Below are 15,787 nucleotides of genomic sequence, written 5' to 3'. Positions count from 1 at the left end.
GAGATGACGCGGTTATTCATAAATGACCGCTGACTGTGTGGCGCCGAGACACGGCCGCGAGGTCGGCCGTATGCTGACGGCGGCTCTCGGGTGGTCGGACGCGTAATGTGGTGTGTGCGATCACCCCGCACGACCGGCCGAGGCTCATACCCGTCGGCCGTCGTTATTCAAATATGCTCCAAACCGGACAGACGGCGCCGACATTCGAACTCCCGGGTGCGGGCGGCGGACGGATCGACACGCACGGCCTCGCCGAGTACGCCGATAACGGGTGGGCTGTCGTGGTGGTGTTCTACCCGTTCGACTTCCACCCGGTGTGTACCAGCCAAATGTGTACGCTGCGGGACAGCGAGGCACTGTCGCTGTTGGAGAATACTGTCGTCCTCGGTATTTCGACCGACAGCGTCTACAGTCACCGCGCGTTCGCCGAACAGCATCGTATCGACTTCCCGCTGCTCTCAGACAGCGACGGCCGTGTCGCCGGGGCGTACGGCGTGCGCGCCGAAGAGATCGATGACCACCGCGGGGTCGCGCGTTCGGCGGTCTTCGTGGTCGATCCGGACCGCACCGTCCAGTACGCGTGGCGGAGCGAGGAGACTGACGACGAACCGGATCTTGAAGCCGTCGAACACGCCGCGCGGTGTCACGGTGACGAGTGCGAACTGCCGGACGGGAAGTCGTACCTGTGAGCGCAACTGCTGACAGCCATTACCGACCAGTAACTCGGTTACCCGTCCGTTCGCGCGTCTTTATCCAATAGTCTCGCATCTAGGTTACTAGAGGTAACCTGCGTCGGCTCGCCGGCGCGTATTACACATCATGGTAAGCATACTCACCGGACTGATCGCTGGACTGATCGCGACCGTCGTCATGACGATGTTCATGATGACGATGGGAGACGACTCGCCGCCGCCGACTGCCGCCCTCTGGGCGAAGTACGTCGGCGACGGGGGGCCCGAGGCGTACATGAAACAGGGCATGCTGCTCCACATGCTGTACGGGGTCGGTGCGGGGGTTGCCTTCGCAGTCGGTGCGACCGCACTCGGGCTCGCTGTCGGCGCCGGGGCCCTCGTCGGGAGCGTCCTGTGGGGGCTCGCCTTCGGGCTTGTCCTGATGGTCGGCGGAATGATGTTCTGGATGCGAATCGTCCTCGCAATGGAACCCGACCCGAAGACGATGGCTGCGTTCGGCTTCTTCCACGTCGTCTACGGCGTCGTACTGGGCGCGGGAATCGCGCTGCTCCCGGTGTAAGGCGTGGGCACGAACACGAACGCGGACGGTCGTGGCCCGGGATGCCTGCGCGACGACCGCCCGGTACACAGCTGTACCGCGGCGGCCGGATCGGCGGTCAGTCGCGGGATAGAGGCGACCGTTCGACGCGTCGCATTCTGGACGGCGATTGCGTTCCCGACGGCGTACGTCATCGGGGCCGTCGATCCCGTCGCGGCGGCGCTGCCGGTCGGCTGGCTCCCGCTCGCGATCTCGACCCACCTGCTGTTGCTGTGGGTTGGACACGGCGCTCACCATCCGGAGTAAGCGATGTCAGGCGCACTCGTACTAGCGACGGGGGTCGACCCGCTGCCGCTACTCTCGGCGGTGTCGGTCGATCGAGTCCTCGATCACTGGTGGGTGTTCCCCGCGTCAGTGTTGTTCTCGATGATCGCCATCGCGGCCGGCGTCTCGGGCGCGCTCTTTTTCAGCCCGTTCTTCCTGCTGGCCGTCGGGCTCGGCCCCGCGCAGGCGGTCGGCGCGGGCCTGATGACTGAAGTGTTCGGGATGGGCAACGGGCTCCGGTCGTACGTCAAACAGGGCGTCGTCGACTACGCGACCGCGAAGTGGCTGTTGGTCGGCGCGCTGCCGGCGATCGTGATCGGATCGTTCGCAGCACATTACGTCCCAGACACGCTGTTGCGCGGCGGGTTCGGCGTCGGGCTGTTCGTGCTCGGCGGATTCCTGTTGTACTCCGACTCTCCGGAAGAGACCGAACCCGGCGAGCGCGAGGGCGAGTTCCTCGAAAAGAAGAACGCGGAGTGCGGTACCACCGTTGTCAACGCTACCGACGGCGAGCGGTTCGTCTACCCGACCTGCTGGCGCCCGCCGGGCGTCGCGCTCGCGGCACTCGGCGGGGCGATCACGGGGTTGATCAGCGCCGGCCTTCCCGAGATTGTGACGACCCAACTGGTGGCGCGGTGTCGAATGCCACCGCGAGTTGCGGTCGCCACGTCGGTGTTCGTGCTCGCGATCGCCGCGGTCGCCGGGGCCGCCGTCCACGCGCTGGCGGCGACACCCGTGTGGTACGTGGTGGTCTGGTCGATCCCGGGCGTGATCGTCGGTGGAACAATAGGTGCCCGCGTCGGCAAACACGTTCCGAGCGGGCTGATGGAGCGCGGGCTCGGCGTCGTCTTCGGGATCGTCGGCGGAATCGTTCTCGTGACAACGTTCGGCGTCTAAACGCTCGCACACCGGTTCTGGGCGGTCGTGTACAACTCACGCCACAACGGACCGGGGTTGATGACCGTAGGTCCCGTCGATCAATCCATGCAAGAGTTTGATTTCCTCGTTATCGGGTCTGGATCAGGATTGGACGTAGCGAACGCGATGGCCGGTCGAGGGAACTCGGTCGCGGTCGTCGAGGAGGGCCGGCTCGGCGGGACCTGTCTCAACCGCGGCTGTATCCCCTCGAAACAGCTCCTCTATCACGCAGAGGTGCTGGAGACGATCGAGGGCGCCGATGCGTTCGAGATCAAGGCGGAGGTGACCGATATCGACTTCGCGGAGATCGTCCGGAAGGTCAACGACGACGTCGCGGGAAGCTCGGAGTCGATCCGTCGCGGGCTGGAGTCCTCGAACAGCCACGACCTGTTCTCGGGAACCGGACGGTTCGTCGATGACCGCACGGTCGAGATCGTTGAGGGCGACGACGCGGGCGCCACACTGCGGGCCGACACCGTCCTCGTCGCCACCGGCACCCGCCCCTCGGTCCCGCCGATCGACGGGATCGACGGCGTCGACTACCTCACGAGCACGGAGGCGCTCCAGTTGGAGACAGCGCCGGACCGCCTCGTGATCGTCGGCGGGGGGTACATCGCGGCCGAGCTCGGCCACTTCTTCGGGACGTTCGGCACCGACGTGACGATCGTCGGCCGGCGCGAACACCTCCTGCCGGAGGCCGACGTGGAGGTCGGCGAGGCGTTCACCGACCGCTACGCCGACCGGTTCAATGTGTACACGGGGTACGAGGCCGTCGCCGCCGAGGAGGCTGACGGCGAGGTGACGGTCGAGGCGCGCCCGTACCCCGAGGCGAACTCGGTCCGCGCAGGCGACGGGACGGTCGGCGCGCCCGACGAGGCCGAGTCGGTGACCGTTACCGGCGACGAACTGCTGGTCGCCGCGGGCCGCCGCCCGAACACCGACTCACTGAACCTCGACGCGACGGGCGTCGAGACGGACGCGGACGGCTTCGTCGAGACGGACGAATACCTGCGCACCGACGCCGAGGAGGTGTGGGCGCTCGGCGACGTGGTCGGCGAGTACCTGCTGAAACACAGCGCGAACCACGAGGCGAAGGCCGTCGTCCGGAACCTGCTGGGTGACGAGCCGGAACCCGTCGACTACTCGGCGATGCCGTTCGCGGTGTTCGCCTCGCCCGAGGTCGCCGGCGTCGGGGCACGTGAGCAAGACCTCCGCGAGGCCGACGTCGAGTACGCCACGAACACGTACGCGTACGAGGAGACGGCCCGCGGCAGCGCGATGCACGCCGACGGCTTCGTGAAGGTCCTCATCGACCTCGACGGCAACATCGAAGGCTGTCACATCATCGGCCCCGAGGCGTCGAACCTGATCGAGGAGGTCGTCGTCGCGATGACCGCCGGCTCCGGAACAGTTGCGGACATCCGCGACGCGGTCCACATCCATCCAGCGCTCTCCGAGGTTGTCGACCGGGCCTTCTCGGGTCAGTTCTCTCGCGGCGGCGGTCACGAGCACGGACATCATCACCACGGATAGCCGTCAGAGCGGATCTGCGGCCAAACACGGCGACTTCTGGGTCGGGCGAGTGGTTTTGACGCTTCCCACCAACCACCAACTATGGATGACCTCGGTCATTTCTCTCGGCGTCGACTGTTGGCCGGCCTCGCGAGCGGCGGCACACTGGTAGCGCTGGCCGGCTGCGCTGAGAGCAACACCGGTACCGAAGCTGACACCGACGCCAACGGAACCGAATCGGAACCGCCCGCTGCTGACGACCTCGACCTCCGAGAGGCGAACGTCGTTGACGTCGCGTTCGAGGCGACGGACGGCGGCTACGCGTTCGACGTGACGCTCCACCACGACGACGACGGCGAGGAGGGCTACGCGAACTGGTGGCAGGTCGAGCGACTCGACGGGACTCGGCTCGGTCGCCGGGAGCTGCTCCACGCTCACTCCGAGCAGCCGTTCACGCGGTCAGCGACGGTCGCAATTCCCGACGACATCATCCAGGTCGTCGTCCGCGGTCACGACCAGACGCACGGGTACGGCGGGGTGGCGGCCCTCGTTGCCATCGACGACGGGTCGGTTCGGTTCATTGACCAGGGACCCGAGCCACGGTCGTTCGACGCCGGGAACTTCTCGTAACGCGCTCCCACGGGCCTGACACGCTATCACGTGCCGAGATGGTGTCCCGGACACACATCCGCGGACGGGTTTTGTACGTATGCGTTTTATAAGCGAACACGATGGCAAAAGCAGCAATCGTGATTCTCGCCGGCAACGAATCGCACTCGGACTACGGTCGCCTCGCGAACGCGCTCGAAGCGGCGAAGGAGTTCGCCGAGAACGACGACGACGAGCTGGAACTGATCTTCGACGGCGCCGGGACCCAGTGGATCCCGGAGCTCGAAGACGAGGAGAGCGACTACCACGAGCTCTACCAGGCAGTCCGCGACGACGCGGCGGTCTGTGACTTCTGTTCCGGTGCGTTCGGCGTTGAGGACGCCGTCGCCGACTCCGGGCTCGTCACGCTCGACGAGTACGATGGCCACCCGAGCATCCGCTCGCTCGTCGACGACGACTACGAGATCATCACGTTCTAATCCGGGCGACCAGCTCGGCGGTGCCTATTATTTTTGACCGTGTTCTTCGATGTTCGCCCAGACGACAGCCATCAGCTCGCCTGTCTTCGCGACCAAGTCCTCTACAGCCTCGTCAGAGTCGGCTGGCGCGCAACCTAAGTCCCGGATCGCCTTTGTCGCTGAGACGTGATGGACATGGACGCGGTCGTCCGCAGCGCGCTCGTAGACGGTCGTCGTACACGGTAACATGCCGGCCAGGGTTGGATCGATCTGGAGGGCGTCATGTGCGATTTCTGGGTGACAGACCACAATTAGAGCGGTTCGTTCAACGTCGTCGTGTCCGAGCATACCCGCGATCATCTGATCGAGGCGAGTGACGCGTACCGTTTCAAAATCAGCCAGTTCGTGTTCGATCTGGACGAAGGGGACGGCGTCCTCGAACGGCATATCGAGAGTCGTATGAAGAGCCTCATCAGCCGTCGGTGTCGGTGATCGGGATGACGCGTCGCTCATGCGAGGTTCTCTCACGCCCGAATATAAATATCGAATCGCACCCTCGACAACTGCCGTTACCTCTTACGCGCCGTGCCCGTTGCCGGTCGGGACGGACTTATGACGCCGTCGGGCCATCTCCCGACATGATCGAACTCACGCGAGCGGCGTACGACGACATCGTGTATCGGGCGTACGAGGGCGGCGAGGCCGAAATCTGCGGCGTCCTCGCCGGCGAACACGGCGACGACGGCGACCCGAGCGTCGTCACGGAGACGTACGCCGCGGAGAACGTCGCTGAGACGCCCGAGATCCGGTACCTGATCGACCCCGAAGAGCAGTTCGAGCTGATCGAGACTGTCGAGGACGCGGGCCTCGACGTGGTCGGCTTCTACCACTCGCACCCGACCGGCCCGACGCACCCAAGCGAAACGGACGCCGCGCGGGCGACGTGGCCGGGCCACTCGTACGTCATTTGTGCGCTCGACGGCTACCCGTTCGTCGGGTCGTGGCGCTGGCGCGACGATGCGGACGAGTTCGAACAGGAGACGGTGTCGGTCCGGAGCGAACGGTAGCCGGGTCGACCGGGAGTCGGAACCGGAGCGGAAAACCGAGAGAAGACAGCGGGTCGGGCAGGGCTCAGTCGCTCGCCTCGATCTCCGGCTCGGAGTCGCCGCCGACGTCGATCGCACAGGAGGCGGTGTACTCGACGTCGTGGACGGACTCGATGGCGGGGTTGTCGCCGCAGACCGGGCAGTCGTCCTGCTTGGGGATCTCGACCTTGTCGAACTCCATGTCGAGGGCGTCGAAGAACAGCATCGAGCCGTCGAGGCTCTCGCCTTTGCCCATGAGGTGTTTGACCGTCTCGGTCGCCTGGAGGCAGCCCACGGTGCCCGGCAAGACGCCCAGCACGCCAGCGGTCGCGCAGTTCGGGACCATCCCGGCTGGCGGCGCCTCGGGGAACAGACAGCGGTAACACGGCGAGTCGTCGTCGCCCGCGAACGTCGTCACCTGGCCCTCGAACCGGAAGATGGAGCCGTGCGAGAAGGGGATCCCGGCGAGGGTACAGGCGTCGTTGACGAGGTAGCGCGTCTCGAAGTTGTCCGTGCCGTCGACGACGAAGTCGTAGCCGTCGATTAGCTCCTCGATGTTGTCGGGGGTTACCCGCATCTCGTGGCGCTCGACGTCCACGTCGGGGTTGAGGTCTGCGACGAACTCCGCGGCCGAGTCGACCTTCTTCCGGCCGACGTCGTCGTCGCCGTGGATCACCTGTCGCTGGAGGTTCGACAGCTCGACCTCATCGTCGTCCGCGATGCCGAGCGTGCCCACGCCGGCCGCGGCGAGGTACTGGATGATCGGCGCGCCGAGCCCGCCGGCGCCGAGCACCAGCACCTCCGCGTCCAGCAGGTCCTTCTGCCCCTCGGGCCCCACGTCGTCGAGGATGATGTGTCTGGAGTAGCGGTCGAGTTGCGTTGGGTCGAGGTCGAGATCACTCATTCACGCTTCTATACCGTTTGCGGACGGTTAAGCCGGCCGTCCACCGGTGGGTACTGCCGCCATCTCGGAGGTGCGTCGCGGGCGCACAGACGGCGTGTGACGCGCCGATCGCCGCGGCGAGACTTCCGTAGCTGCCGGTATCGCCACCGTTGAGAGGTTGTGGATCTGCCGGAACCGGCGGAATTCACTCTGATGCCGCCGGCAACCGTGTCAGACCGTGGTCGACGTTGCCGTCGACACGCCCCTTTTGAGGACGAGCGTCGAACGAGCGGTATGGCCACAATTAAACTCCCGGCCGCGCTGGTCGGCGGGTCAGCGACGTCGAAGGTCGAAATCGCCGGCGAGACGGTGGCGGAACTGTTCGACAACCACGCCGCGGAACACGGCGACGAGCTGCGCGACAGCGTGATCGAGGACGGCGAGATCAAGGAGTTCATCAACGTCTACGTGGACGGAACTCCGGTCGACGGGCTCGACGCGGAGGTTCCGGACGACGCGCAGGTGCGGGTCATCCCCGCGGCGAGCGGCGGCCAGTAAGACGGTCGACACTTCTCGGCTCTTTTCGGGCGCTCAGAGGTACTCCTCCCACAGCGGGATGTCCGCGTACTTGTCGCCGCGGTCGCACAGCATGAACACGACGGCGTCGTCGTCCGCGAGGTCGCCAGCCGCGTCGAGGGCCGCAACGGCGGCCGCGCCCGCGCCGGCCGAGGTCCCCACGACGAACTGCCCGTCGACGCGGAGATTCTCGCGGATCGTCTCCAGGTCGTACTGCCCGGCGTCCGCGATCGGCACGGGGTCGTCGGCGTACCGCTCGCGGAGCGCCCGGGCGCGCTCATAGGCGTCGTCGGTCGTGACGTACAGCTTCCGGTCGAGCACCGACTCGTCGTACGTCTCCGGGTGGTAGTGGTCGCCCGTGCGGAGGTACTTCAGCCCGTCAATGGCGTGGAGCGGCTCCTCGGGTTCGAAGCCGACAATCTCGACCGTCCCGTCACTCAGGTCAGTCAGCCCCCGGCCCGTCCCGGTGATCGTGCCGCCCGTTCCGGCGCCGGCGACGAAGTGGGTCACGTCGCCGTCGGTGGCCGCGTGGATCTCGCGTGCGGTCGTCCGCTCGTGGGTGCCGGGGTTGTCCGGGTTCTCGTACTGGTTTGGGCGGTAGTAGGCGTCGGGGTCCGCCGCGACGATCTCCTCGCAGCGCTCGATGACGGCGTCGTAGCCGAGGTCGGCGTCGACGAAGTGGATCTCGGCGCCCGCGTCGCGGACGGCCTCGACCTTCCCGCCCGCGGCGTTGTCGGGCATGACGATCTCCACGTCGTAGCCGCGGGCGGTCGCGAGTCGGGCCACCTCGCTGCCGGTGTTGCCGGAGGTGGGCTCGATCACCGTCACGCCCGGTTCGAGGTCGCCGCGCTCCTCAGCGCCGTCGAGCATCCCCTTCGCGATCCGGGACTTGATCGACCCGCCGCCGTGGGGCGCCTCGTAGAGGTTGAACCACTCGGCTTTCGCGTACACCGAGGCGTCGCTCTCTAAGCCGAGCTCGAGTTCGAGCAGCGGCGTCTCGAAGATCGTCGACTCGCCGACGGCGTGTCCGGTCATACCCTCCGTTCGCCGCTCCCAAATAAGAGTCCGACGGAAACGGCGGTCTCGGACCTCGACGCGGTCGTGCGCGGGAAACGCCCGTCCGAGATACGGGAGAAGCCTGCCGGTCACGAAAGGGGTTCCACGACGAGTGTCGTACGAGGGTCCATGAGTGAACTATCGTGGGACGACGTCGTCGAGATGCCCGACGAGCTCGACGACGAGACCGCCGAGGCGCTCTTCGAAGACGCGACCGAGGTACAGGACATGACCGGCGAAGTCTGTCCGTACCCACAGGTCGAGGCAAAGAAGGCTATCGCGGGGCTTTCGCCCGGCGACGTGCTCGTCCAAGAGACGGACCACGTGCCCAGCACAGAGAACGTCCCGAAGGCGGTCGGCGAGGACGCGACGGCCAAGGTGTGGAAGTCCGGGGACGGCCGCTACCGCATCTTCATGCGGAAGGAATGACCATGGTCGAGGAACTTACCCCCGAGGAAGTCAACGAGCGCGCCCAGAATGGCGACATCCGCGTCATCGACACGCGGCCGCCAGCGGAGTACGAGCAGGGCCATATCCCCGGCTCGATCAACGTCCCGCTCGGCGACCTCCCATCTCGAGTCCCCGACATCGACTGGGACGACACCGACGTGGTGTGCGCCTGTCCTGTCGGCGAGTCGTCGAAGCAGGCCGCGATGCTGATCAGCAGCTACGAGGGTGTCAAGGACGACGTGGTCGTCGCCAGTATGGCCGGCGGCTACGAGGAGTGGACGTTCGAGCTGGAGTCCGGCGCGGCGGACGCCTGAACGGGCAGTCTCGTTTCTTGGGTTCTTTTCGCAGAGTTTTAGATCCGAGTAGCGTCGCGTCTGAAAGACGTATGCGACGGTTTAGGTCTGATACCCGCGATAGCGCGTACCGACGAGCGCCCGCAGGGCGCAAGTCACACGCGCGAGGGAGTCGGCCGACCGGAGCGAAGCCGACGAGGCTGGGGGGCGTGAGGTGTTCCGCATCTATCCCCTAGAAGTCACTCCGTCAAACTCACGCGTATCATCGACTCAACCAAGAAATCCGGAACCGGTTGGAAATCCCGATTAAATCGCGCAGCCGACCTCGCGGTACATGTAATGGGTCATCACGTAGACGCCGAGGATGATCCCCGCGCCGGCGAGGAAGGAGTGGACCGACAGGAGCGCGACCCCGGAGAACAGGTTCGCGATGTTACAGCCGGCCGCGAGCCGCGAGCCGACGCCCATCAGGAGGCCGCCGACCGCGTAGTTCGGCACGCGGTTCAGCTTCGGCTTCCGGATCCGGAAGTCGCCGGAGGCGTACGCGGCAATAAACGAGCCGACGATCAGCGACGCGATCATCAGCATGTCGATAGTGAGCGAGATGTTCCCGTCACGGAACAGGATCGAGCCCCAGTACTCGACGCTCGCGACGTCGAACCCTGCCCCGGCGAGGAGGTAGCCGGCCCAGCGCGCCTCGCTACCAGTGATCGCCCAGTGGCCGTGGACGGAGAACCAGAGGCTGGCGACGAGCGCCATCGCAACGCCCGCGGTCCGGGCGTCCCAGGAGTCGCGCAGGCGGACCGTCAGCGGCCGGTCGTCGGCGCGGATCCCGCGGACGTACTCAACGGTGCCGTCGGCGATGCCGCGGAGGCCGAGCGCCACCGACGAGAGCAGTCGTGAGCCGCCGAGCGCGGCCTGTGCCCGCGCGTCGCTGGCGACGCCGGTGCCGCCCGAGGGGTCGTCCGGGAGTTGGCTGCGACCCTTCACGAAGGCGTACGCGAGCGTCCCCACGGCGACCGCGAGCAAGCCCGTGACCGCCGGCGAGAAGGGGAGCGCGAGGTAGAGCGTCTGCCCCTCGAACGGGTTCAGCGTCTGGAAGTAGTACGTCTCCGCAACCGGGAACGCAAACGCAAACAGAACGTAGCCGACGAACATGAACAGGAGGACGAGCCAGAACTGGAGGTATCCCTGTCCCGCGCGATACAGCGTCCCCGACGCGCAGCCGCCGGCGAGCGTCATCCCGAGTCCGAAGACGAAGCCGCCGAACAGCGACCCGAGCCCCCACGCCGGCGTCCAGAACCCGCGGAAGTAACCGAACGTCGCCTGGAGGCTCCAGAACACCGTCATCACGGCGATTCCGGCGAGCAGCCCCTTCAGCACGCGGGTGTCTTTGAACGCGACGAAATCACGAAATGCGCTGACGAAGCAGAAGCGCGCCTTCTGGAGTAAGATACCGAAGGCGAGACCGACGGCAATCGAGACGCCGATATAGGCGCTCGGCGAGAGTATCATTGGCTCTTTTTATTGTCCTCGCACCTAAATCCGCGCCGGACACGGTAATGAACCCCTTCTATCGGAGATCAGCGTAATTGTTGCCGAAACGTGGGACACGGGGCAACGAGACGGGCGTTCGGCGAGGCTTTAGCCGCAAGGGCTCATTTGCTCCGTATGAGCGATAATTGCGGCTGCGGGTCGAGCGACTCCGGCGACGGGGAGACGGCGGCGTCCCCGCGACCCGCGAAAGGCGAGGAGCTGGCGAACGACGCCCGTCGGAACCCCTTCGCGGACGGCGTCGACCGGCGACGCCTGCTTCAGGCCTCGGGGACCGTCGGTGCGACCGCCGCCCTCGCCGGCTGTTCTGGCGGTGGCAGCGGCGACGGCGGCGACGGCGAAGCCGTCCCGACGATGTTTGTGTTCAACAACGGCGACCGGACGCTGAGCGTCATCGATGCCGAGGACGATGAGCTCGTCACCTCGGCGTTCCTCGGGACCACCGCCTCCTTCCCGGCCAACCAGTACTCCACCGGTGCCGAGTCCGACCACGACGTGCTCTGGCTCAACGTCTCCGGCGGCGTCCGCGCAGTCGACCAGCGCACGCTCGAGGAGCTGGCGTACGTCGAGACCGGGTTCGGCCCGAACTACCCCAACCTGACGCCGGACGGCGACCACCTCCTCATCGCCTCCGGCGGCACGACCGGGATGGCGCCCGAGGGCGACGCAAACCACGCGATCTTCCGCGTCGACGCGAACCGCGACAGCGACACCTTCGGCGAGGTGACCGCGGAGATCGAGACCGGCTACGTCGGCCCCTGCGACATGACGCTCGGGCCGAACGGCGACTACGCGTTCGTCGTCGACGTCGCCGACGAGGCGATCCGGGTGCTGAGCGTCGACCCGTTCGAGACGGTGACCCGGATCGACGCGGGCGAGCCGGTCACCGAGGGGAACGTCCTCCCGTTCATGTGTACCGCCTCCTTCGACGGCGACCTGCTCCTCGTCGAGAACGGCGAGGGGACGCTCGGCGGCGACCCCGAGGTGCCCCGCGAGGGCTCCGAGAGCGTCTGGGACATTTCCGACCCGGAGAACCCCGAGGAGATCGCGAAGGTCACACGCGACGACGGACTCCCGGGCGCGCCGATCACGAGCGAGGTCGCCCCGGACAACACCGCCGCGTACCTCTTCATACCGGGCGAGGGCGTCGGCGTGATCGACTTAGAGGCCAACGAGTACGCGACGACGCTTGATGTCGGCGGCAGCAGCATCGCCGGCGCGTGGGGCCCGAACCGAGAGAAGCTGTACGTTCCGGTCCAGGACGCCAACCAGGTCGCGGTGATCGACCATGCGAACCGCGAGGTGGCGACGACGATTGAGGTCGGCGAGGCCCCCACAGGCGCCGCCGCCGGCACCGTCCGCCCCGAGAGCGACGCGGTGTCGAGCCTTCAGGCCTCGCTCGCGTCGCTCGGCATCACCTTCGGCGACATGGAGGCGTCGTGGTGTATGGACGACCACTGCTACTGCGGCTGATGGTCGACGAACCCCCGGAGGCCGACGGCGACGAGAGCGGCGACGCGACGCGCCGCGGACTCCTCCGCGCCGCGGCCGGCGCGACGGTCGCGGGCGCAGCGAGCACGGCCGGCTGCCTGAGCGTCTCGACGCCCGCCAACGTCGCCTCGCAGTACGAGGTGACGGGCAACGTCGCCCACTTCGTCGGCCCGAGCTGGCTGGCCGAACACCGCGACGACGCCGTCGTCCTCGACGCGCGGAACGCGGCGCGGTTCCGCGAGGAGCGGATCTACGGCGCCCGCCGCGTTCCCTTCGACGCGATCACGAGCCGGACGGGGACGGACGACGGCGCGGTTCCGGACGCCGACGCGATCGCGGCCGCGTTCGGGTCCGTCGGCGTCGCGCCCGACGACGACGTGCTCGTGTACGGCGCGAGCGTCGGCTCGCGGGTCACGCGGACTGCGTTCGCGCTCGCGGCGATCGGCCACCGCGGCAAAATCAAGGTGCTGAACGGCGGCCTCGACGGGTGGAACGGCCGGCTCGGGACGGGGTCGGGCCGGGATGTCTCGACGGCCGACTACGAGCCCGACCCCGCGCCCTCGACGTGGGTCACCCGCGAGTGGCTCGCCGAGCGGGTCGGCTCGTTCAACGACGGTGGGCCCGGGCTGGTCGACGTGCGGGTGCCGGAGGCGTACCTGGCCGCGGCCGGCTCGGCCGCGCTGAACGACGACCACGAGCGCCACGGCCACCTCCCGGGCGCGATCGATGTCCACTGGGTAGGGAACGTCTCCGGCCGCCGAATGACGGAGCCGGGGCGCCTCGTCCAGCTGTACGAGGGCGAGGGCGGGCTCGATCCGAGCGACACCGTCGTCGTGTACGGCGACGACAACGTGGATCCGACCTCGACGTGGCTCACGCTGCGGGCGATCGGTTTCGATGACGTCCGCGTTTACGACGGCGGCTTCGGTGAGTGGGCGAACGCGGACGACCGCGGGCGACACCCGGTCGAAACGGCGACGAATGTCGTGGTCGAGACCGAGGGGAGCGTCGGCGGCGACGACAGCAGCGGCGACTTCTCCTGTACGGGATGAACTCGGACGGTGCCGGCGAGGGAGCGGAAGACGCGCCGAACCGTGTCGTCGCCGTCCCCTGCGAGGGCGCCGACGTTCTCGCGCTGTTCGCGCTCGCCACGGGCGACTCGCTCGGCGAGGTGCCGGTCGGTAGCCACCCGGTCCACGCGACGACGACTGCCGACCGGACGTTCGTCGCGACGATGGGCGAGCGGTCGGTGACCGCGGTCGACCCCGGTGGCGAGGTGACCCGCATCGACACCGGCGTCTTGGGCCCTTCGCACTTCGCGAGCGCGAACGGCGAGCTGTACGTCGCCTGTTCGGCCGGCGACGCGCTCGCGGTGATCGATCCGGTGGAACTGGCACGTACCGACCGGATCGGCGTCGGCGCGGAGCCGCACGAACTGGCCGTCGCGCCCAACGGCGACCGCCTCTACAGCGGCAGTCGGCGAGACGGCCTCGTCGATGTCGTCGATACCGCGACTCACGAACGGATTGGTACGGTCAACGTGGGCCCGGAGGCGAGGGTACAGGGTGTCGCGCTCACGCCCGACGGGCACCACGGGTACGCCGTCGATCAGGACGGAGACCGGATCGTCGTATTCGAGCCGGCTAGTCACGGGGACGAAGAGCCAGACGCACCTGCGACCCGAGTCGGCCACGTTCGCAAAGCGGCCGCGGTCGGGGCGGACCCGTACGACCTCGTCGTCACTGCCAACCGCGTGTTCGTCCCGGGGAGGGCCGACGGGACGGTCCACGAGTTCTCGCCGGACCTGACGCTCGAAGCGGTCCACGACGGCTTCTCCCGCCCAGTCGACCTGTTCAAAGCGAACGGTCACTGGTGGGTGATCGACGCCGAGGCCGCTCGACTTCGCTCGCTCGATGGCGAGGTCGTCGACACGAACGTGCCGGGGCTCGTCGCAGCACCGGTGGGCGGCGGGCGGCTCGTGGTGTCTCACTACGACGACAACCGGATTTCGCTCGTCGACGTCGCGGACGGGATCGTCTGGACCGCCGACACGCCGGCGTACCCGTTCGGCGCGGTCGTGGTCTGACGCGTCACAGGCCGCGGGGAACCCTGCCGGAGTCGCCGCCGTAATTCCTCCGTTGGCCGTCTCTCGCCCGTGAAGGTAGCATACGTCTTTGCGACGGCCGGACAGACCATCGACTACGTGCTCGGCGACATGATCCTCCCGCAGCTGGAGGCGGGCGCGCACGGCGCCGACGTGGTCGGCATGTTCTTTTTCCACGACAACACGTACGCGCTCCGGGAAGACGACCCGCTCGGTCAGCGGCTCGCGGACGTTGCGGCCGAGCAGGAGATCCTGCTCATGCTCTGTGACCAGTGCGCGACGCGCCGCGGGCTCGCCGAGTTCGACCACACCGACGACCACGGCCGCGACCACTACAGGCCGACGGACACCGTCGAGGGCGCCACAGTCGGCTGCTTCCCCGACCTCTACGAGGCGCTCGGTGAGGCCGGCGTCGACCAAGTCATCACGCTGTAGCTCCCGCGTTCTCCGACCCCGCACCGTTTTTGACGCGCGCCCCGAACGACGCCGCATGGACGCGTCCGCGTTCGACGACCCCAATGGGCGCCCCGTGACGGCGGTCACGGCTGCGGAGATGCGGGCGGTCGACCGCGTTGCCGTCGAAGCGATCGGCCTCGATCTCCGCCGGATGATGGAACACGCCGGCCGGGGACTCGCCGAGGCCGTCCTCGACGTCCGGTCGAGCGACGGGAGCGACGGCCACATCGCGGTGCTCGCCGGAAACGGGGGGAACGGCGGCGGTGGCCTCGCGTGTGCCCGCCACCTCGCGAACAGGGACCTTCCCGTACGGGTCGTTCTCGACCGAGACCCCGCTTCGGTCGACGGCGTCACCGCGGAGCAACTACGAATCCTGGAAGCGATGGACGTGTCGATCGGATCGCCCGACAGAGACACGGATACCGACACGGCGCTCGACGGTTTCGTCGTCGACGCGCTGATCGGCTACGGACTGACGGGGGCGCCCCGCGGCGCCGCCGCGGAGCTGATCGAGGCTACGGGCGATGCGGCGGAAACGGTCGTGTCGCTCGACGTCCCGTCCGGGACGAACGCGACCACCGGTGAGACCCCGGGAGCCGCGGTCGAGCCGGACCACACGGTCACGCTCGCGCTGCCGAAAACCGGGCTCGCGGCTATCGGCGGCGACCTCCGCCTCGTCGACCTCTCGATTCCCGCGACGGTGTACGACCGGCTCGACATTGAGTACGAGGACCCTTTCGGCGACGAGTTCGCCGTCCCGCTGTCGAGGCGCTGAGAGGCGATGGTCG

General features: G+C 67.6%; 20 protein-coding genes. 16 read left to right on the top strand and 4 right to left on the bottom strand.

Annotated elements, in window-relative coordinates; translation table 11 throughout:
- Nucleotides 1-173: 173 nt before the first annotated feature.
- From EXE47_RS08705 to EXE47_RS08675, 7 genes are all read left to right on the top strand, one after another.
- Complete coding sequence (locus EXE47_RS08705; RefSeq protein ID WP_137703785.1) at nucleotides 174-689, top strand: redoxin domain-containing protein; 516 nt, start codon at nucleotides 174-176, stop codon at nucleotides 687-689.
- A 130-nt stretch (nucleotides 690-819) separates the two neighbouring features.
- Nucleotides 820-1,251: a hypothetical protein gene (locus EXE47_RS08700; protein WP_241997563.1), complete on the top strand. Its 432-nt coding sequence runs from the start codon at nucleotides 820-822 to the stop codon at nucleotides 1,249-1,251.
- Between the two features lie 3 nt (nucleotides 1,252-1,254).
- Nucleotides 1,255-1,536, top strand: a complete 282-nt coding sequence (locus EXE47_RS08695) for a hypothetical protein (RefSeq protein WP_089308267.1) — start codon at nucleotides 1,255-1,257, stop codon at nucleotides 1,534-1,536.
- A gap of 3 nt (nucleotides 1,537-1,539) precedes the next feature.
- Nucleotides 1,540-2,451: a sulfite exporter TauE/SafE family protein gene (locus tag EXE47_RS08690; RefSeq protein ID WP_137708145.1), complete on the top strand. Its 912-nt coding sequence runs from the start codon at nucleotides 1,540-1,542 to the stop codon at nucleotides 2,449-2,451.
- 87 nt (nucleotides 2,452-2,538) lie between these two features.
- Nucleotides 2,539-4,005, top strand: coding sequence for a dihydrolipoyl dehydrogenase (locus tag EXE47_RS08685; protein WP_137708144.1), 1,467 nt, complete (start codon nucleotides 2,539-2,541; stop codon nucleotides 4,003-4,005).
- An 81-nt stretch (nucleotides 4,006-4,086) separates the two neighbouring features.
- On the top strand, nucleotides 4,087-4,614 hold the full coding sequence (locus tag EXE47_RS08680; RefSeq protein WP_137708143.1) for a hypothetical protein: 528 nt from the start codon (nucleotides 4,087-4,089) through the stop codon (nucleotides 4,612-4,614).
- Between the two features lie 101 nt (nucleotides 4,615-4,715).
- A complete protein-coding gene (locus EXE47_RS08675; RefSeq protein WP_089308263.1) occupies nucleotides 4,716-5,072 on the top strand; it encodes a DsrE family protein in 357 nt (118 codons plus the stop codon).
- 27 nt (nucleotides 5,073-5,099) lie between these two features.
- Here the strand turns inward: EXE47_RS08675 and EXE47_RS08670 are convergent, their stop codons facing one another.
- Nucleotides 5,100-5,564 carry a DUF302 domain-containing protein gene (locus EXE47_RS08670; protein ID WP_137692211.1) on the bottom strand — a complete coding sequence of 155 codons (465 nt, stop codon included), beginning with the start codon at nucleotides 5,562-5,564 and terminating at the stop codon, nucleotides 5,100-5,102.
- Between the two features lie 125 nt (nucleotides 5,565-5,689).
- Here EXE47_RS08670 and EXE47_RS08665 point away from each other — a divergent pair, with 125 nt between their 5' ends.
- Nucleotides 5,690-6,118, top strand: coding sequence for a desampylase (locus tag EXE47_RS08665; protein WP_137692212.1), 429 nt, complete (start codon nucleotides 5,690-5,692; stop codon nucleotides 6,116-6,118).
- Nucleotides 6,119-6,182: 64 nt separating this feature from the next.
- On the opposite strand, the gene EXE47_RS08660 is transcribed toward EXE47_RS08665, so the two are convergent.
- Nucleotides 6,183-7,040 carry a molybdopterin-synthase adenylyltransferase MoeB gene (locus EXE47_RS08660; protein ID WP_137708142.1) on the bottom strand — a complete coding sequence of 286 codons (858 nt, stop codon included), beginning with the start codon at nucleotides 7,038-7,040 and terminating at the stop codon, nucleotides 6,183-6,185.
- A 273-nt stretch (nucleotides 7,041-7,313) separates the two neighbouring features.
- Here EXE47_RS08660 and EXE47_RS08655 point away from each other — a divergent pair, with 273 nt between their 5' ends.
- Entirely contained in the window at nucleotides 7,314-7,577 is a 264-nt protein-coding gene (locus EXE47_RS08655) for a MoaD/ThiS family protein (RefSeq protein ID WP_089308259.1), read from the top strand.
- A 33-nt stretch (nucleotides 7,578-7,610) separates the two neighbouring features.
- Here EXE47_RS08655 and EXE47_RS08650 read toward each other — a convergent pair whose 3' ends face one another.
- Nucleotides 7,611-8,630, bottom strand: coding sequence for a PLP-dependent cysteine synthase family protein (locus EXE47_RS08650; RefSeq protein WP_137708141.1), 1,020 nt, complete (start codon nucleotides 8,628-8,630; stop codon nucleotides 7,611-7,613).
- 150 nt (nucleotides 8,631-8,780) lie between these two features.
- Here EXE47_RS08650 and EXE47_RS08645 point away from each other — a divergent pair, with 150 nt between their 5' ends.
- Both EXE47_RS08645 and EXE47_RS08640 read left to right on the top strand, forming a co-directional pair.
- Nucleotides 8,781-9,080, top strand: a complete 300-nt coding sequence (locus tag EXE47_RS08645; protein WP_089308257.1) for a sulfurtransferase TusA family protein — start codon at nucleotides 8,781-8,783, stop codon at nucleotides 9,078-9,080.
- A gap of 2 nt (nucleotides 9,081-9,082) precedes the next feature.
- On the top strand, nucleotides 9,083-9,415 hold the full coding sequence (locus EXE47_RS08640; protein ID WP_089308256.1) for a rhodanese-like domain-containing protein: 333 nt from the start codon (nucleotides 9,083-9,085) through the stop codon (nucleotides 9,413-9,415).
- Between the two features lie 285 nt (nucleotides 9,416-9,700).
- Here EXE47_RS08640 and EXE47_RS08635 read toward each other — a convergent pair whose 3' ends face one another.
- Nucleotides 9,701-10,909: a YeeE/YedE family protein gene (locus EXE47_RS08635; protein WP_137708140.1), complete on the bottom strand. Its 1,209-nt coding sequence runs from the start codon at nucleotides 10,907-10,909 to the stop codon at nucleotides 9,701-9,703.
- Nucleotides 10,910-11,065: 156 nt separating this feature from the next.
- Here EXE47_RS08635 and EXE47_RS08630 point away from each other — a divergent pair, with 156 nt between their 5' ends.
- The 5 genes from EXE47_RS08630 to EXE47_RS08610 all read left to right on the top strand — a co-directional run bounded on the left by EXE47_RS08630 (nucleotide 11,066) and on the right by EXE47_RS08610 (nucleotide 15,774).
- Nucleotides 11,066-12,421 (top strand): hypothetical protein, encoded by a 1,356-nt coding sequence (locus EXE47_RS08630; RefSeq protein ID WP_137708139.1) that lies wholly within the window; start codon nucleotides 11,066-11,068, stop codon nucleotides 12,419-12,421.
- On the top strand, nucleotides 12,391-13,491 hold the full coding sequence (locus EXE47_RS08625) for a sulfurtransferase (protein WP_241997562.1): 1,101 nt from the start codon (nucleotides 12,391-12,393) through the stop codon (nucleotides 13,489-13,491). The genes EXE47_RS08630 and EXE47_RS08625 overlap by 31 nt, the downstream gene beginning before the upstream one ends.
- Nucleotides 13,488-14,525 (top strand): YncE family protein, encoded by a 1,038-nt coding sequence (locus EXE47_RS08620; protein WP_137708138.1) that lies wholly within the window; start codon nucleotides 13,488-13,490, stop codon nucleotides 14,523-14,525. The genes EXE47_RS08625 and EXE47_RS08620 overlap by 4 nt, the downstream gene beginning before the upstream one ends.
- A 69-nt stretch (nucleotides 14,526-14,594) precedes the next feature.
- Nucleotides 14,595-14,978: a SaoD/DsrE family protein gene (locus tag EXE47_RS08615; RefSeq protein ID WP_137708137.1), complete on the top strand. Its 384-nt coding sequence runs from the start codon at nucleotides 14,595-14,597 to the stop codon at nucleotides 14,976-14,978.
- Nucleotides 14,979-15,033: 55 nt separating this feature from the next.
- On the top strand, nucleotides 15,034-15,774 hold the full coding sequence (locus tag EXE47_RS08610) for an NAD(P)H-hydrate epimerase (protein ID WP_094552808.1): 741 nt from the start codon (nucleotides 15,034-15,036) through the stop codon (nucleotides 15,772-15,774).
- The last annotated feature ends 13 nt before the right edge of the window (nucleotides 15,775-15,787 follow it).

It is taken from the genome of Halorubrum sp. GN12_10-3_MGM (genome assembly GCF_005435235.1).
Classification (GTDB): Archaea; Halobacteriota; Halobacteria; order Halobacteriales; family Haloferacaceae; genus Halorubrum; species Halorubrum ezzemoulense.
The sequence above is the reverse complement of the archived record's forward strand: the minus strand, read 5'-3'. Positions and strand labels throughout refer to the sequence as shown.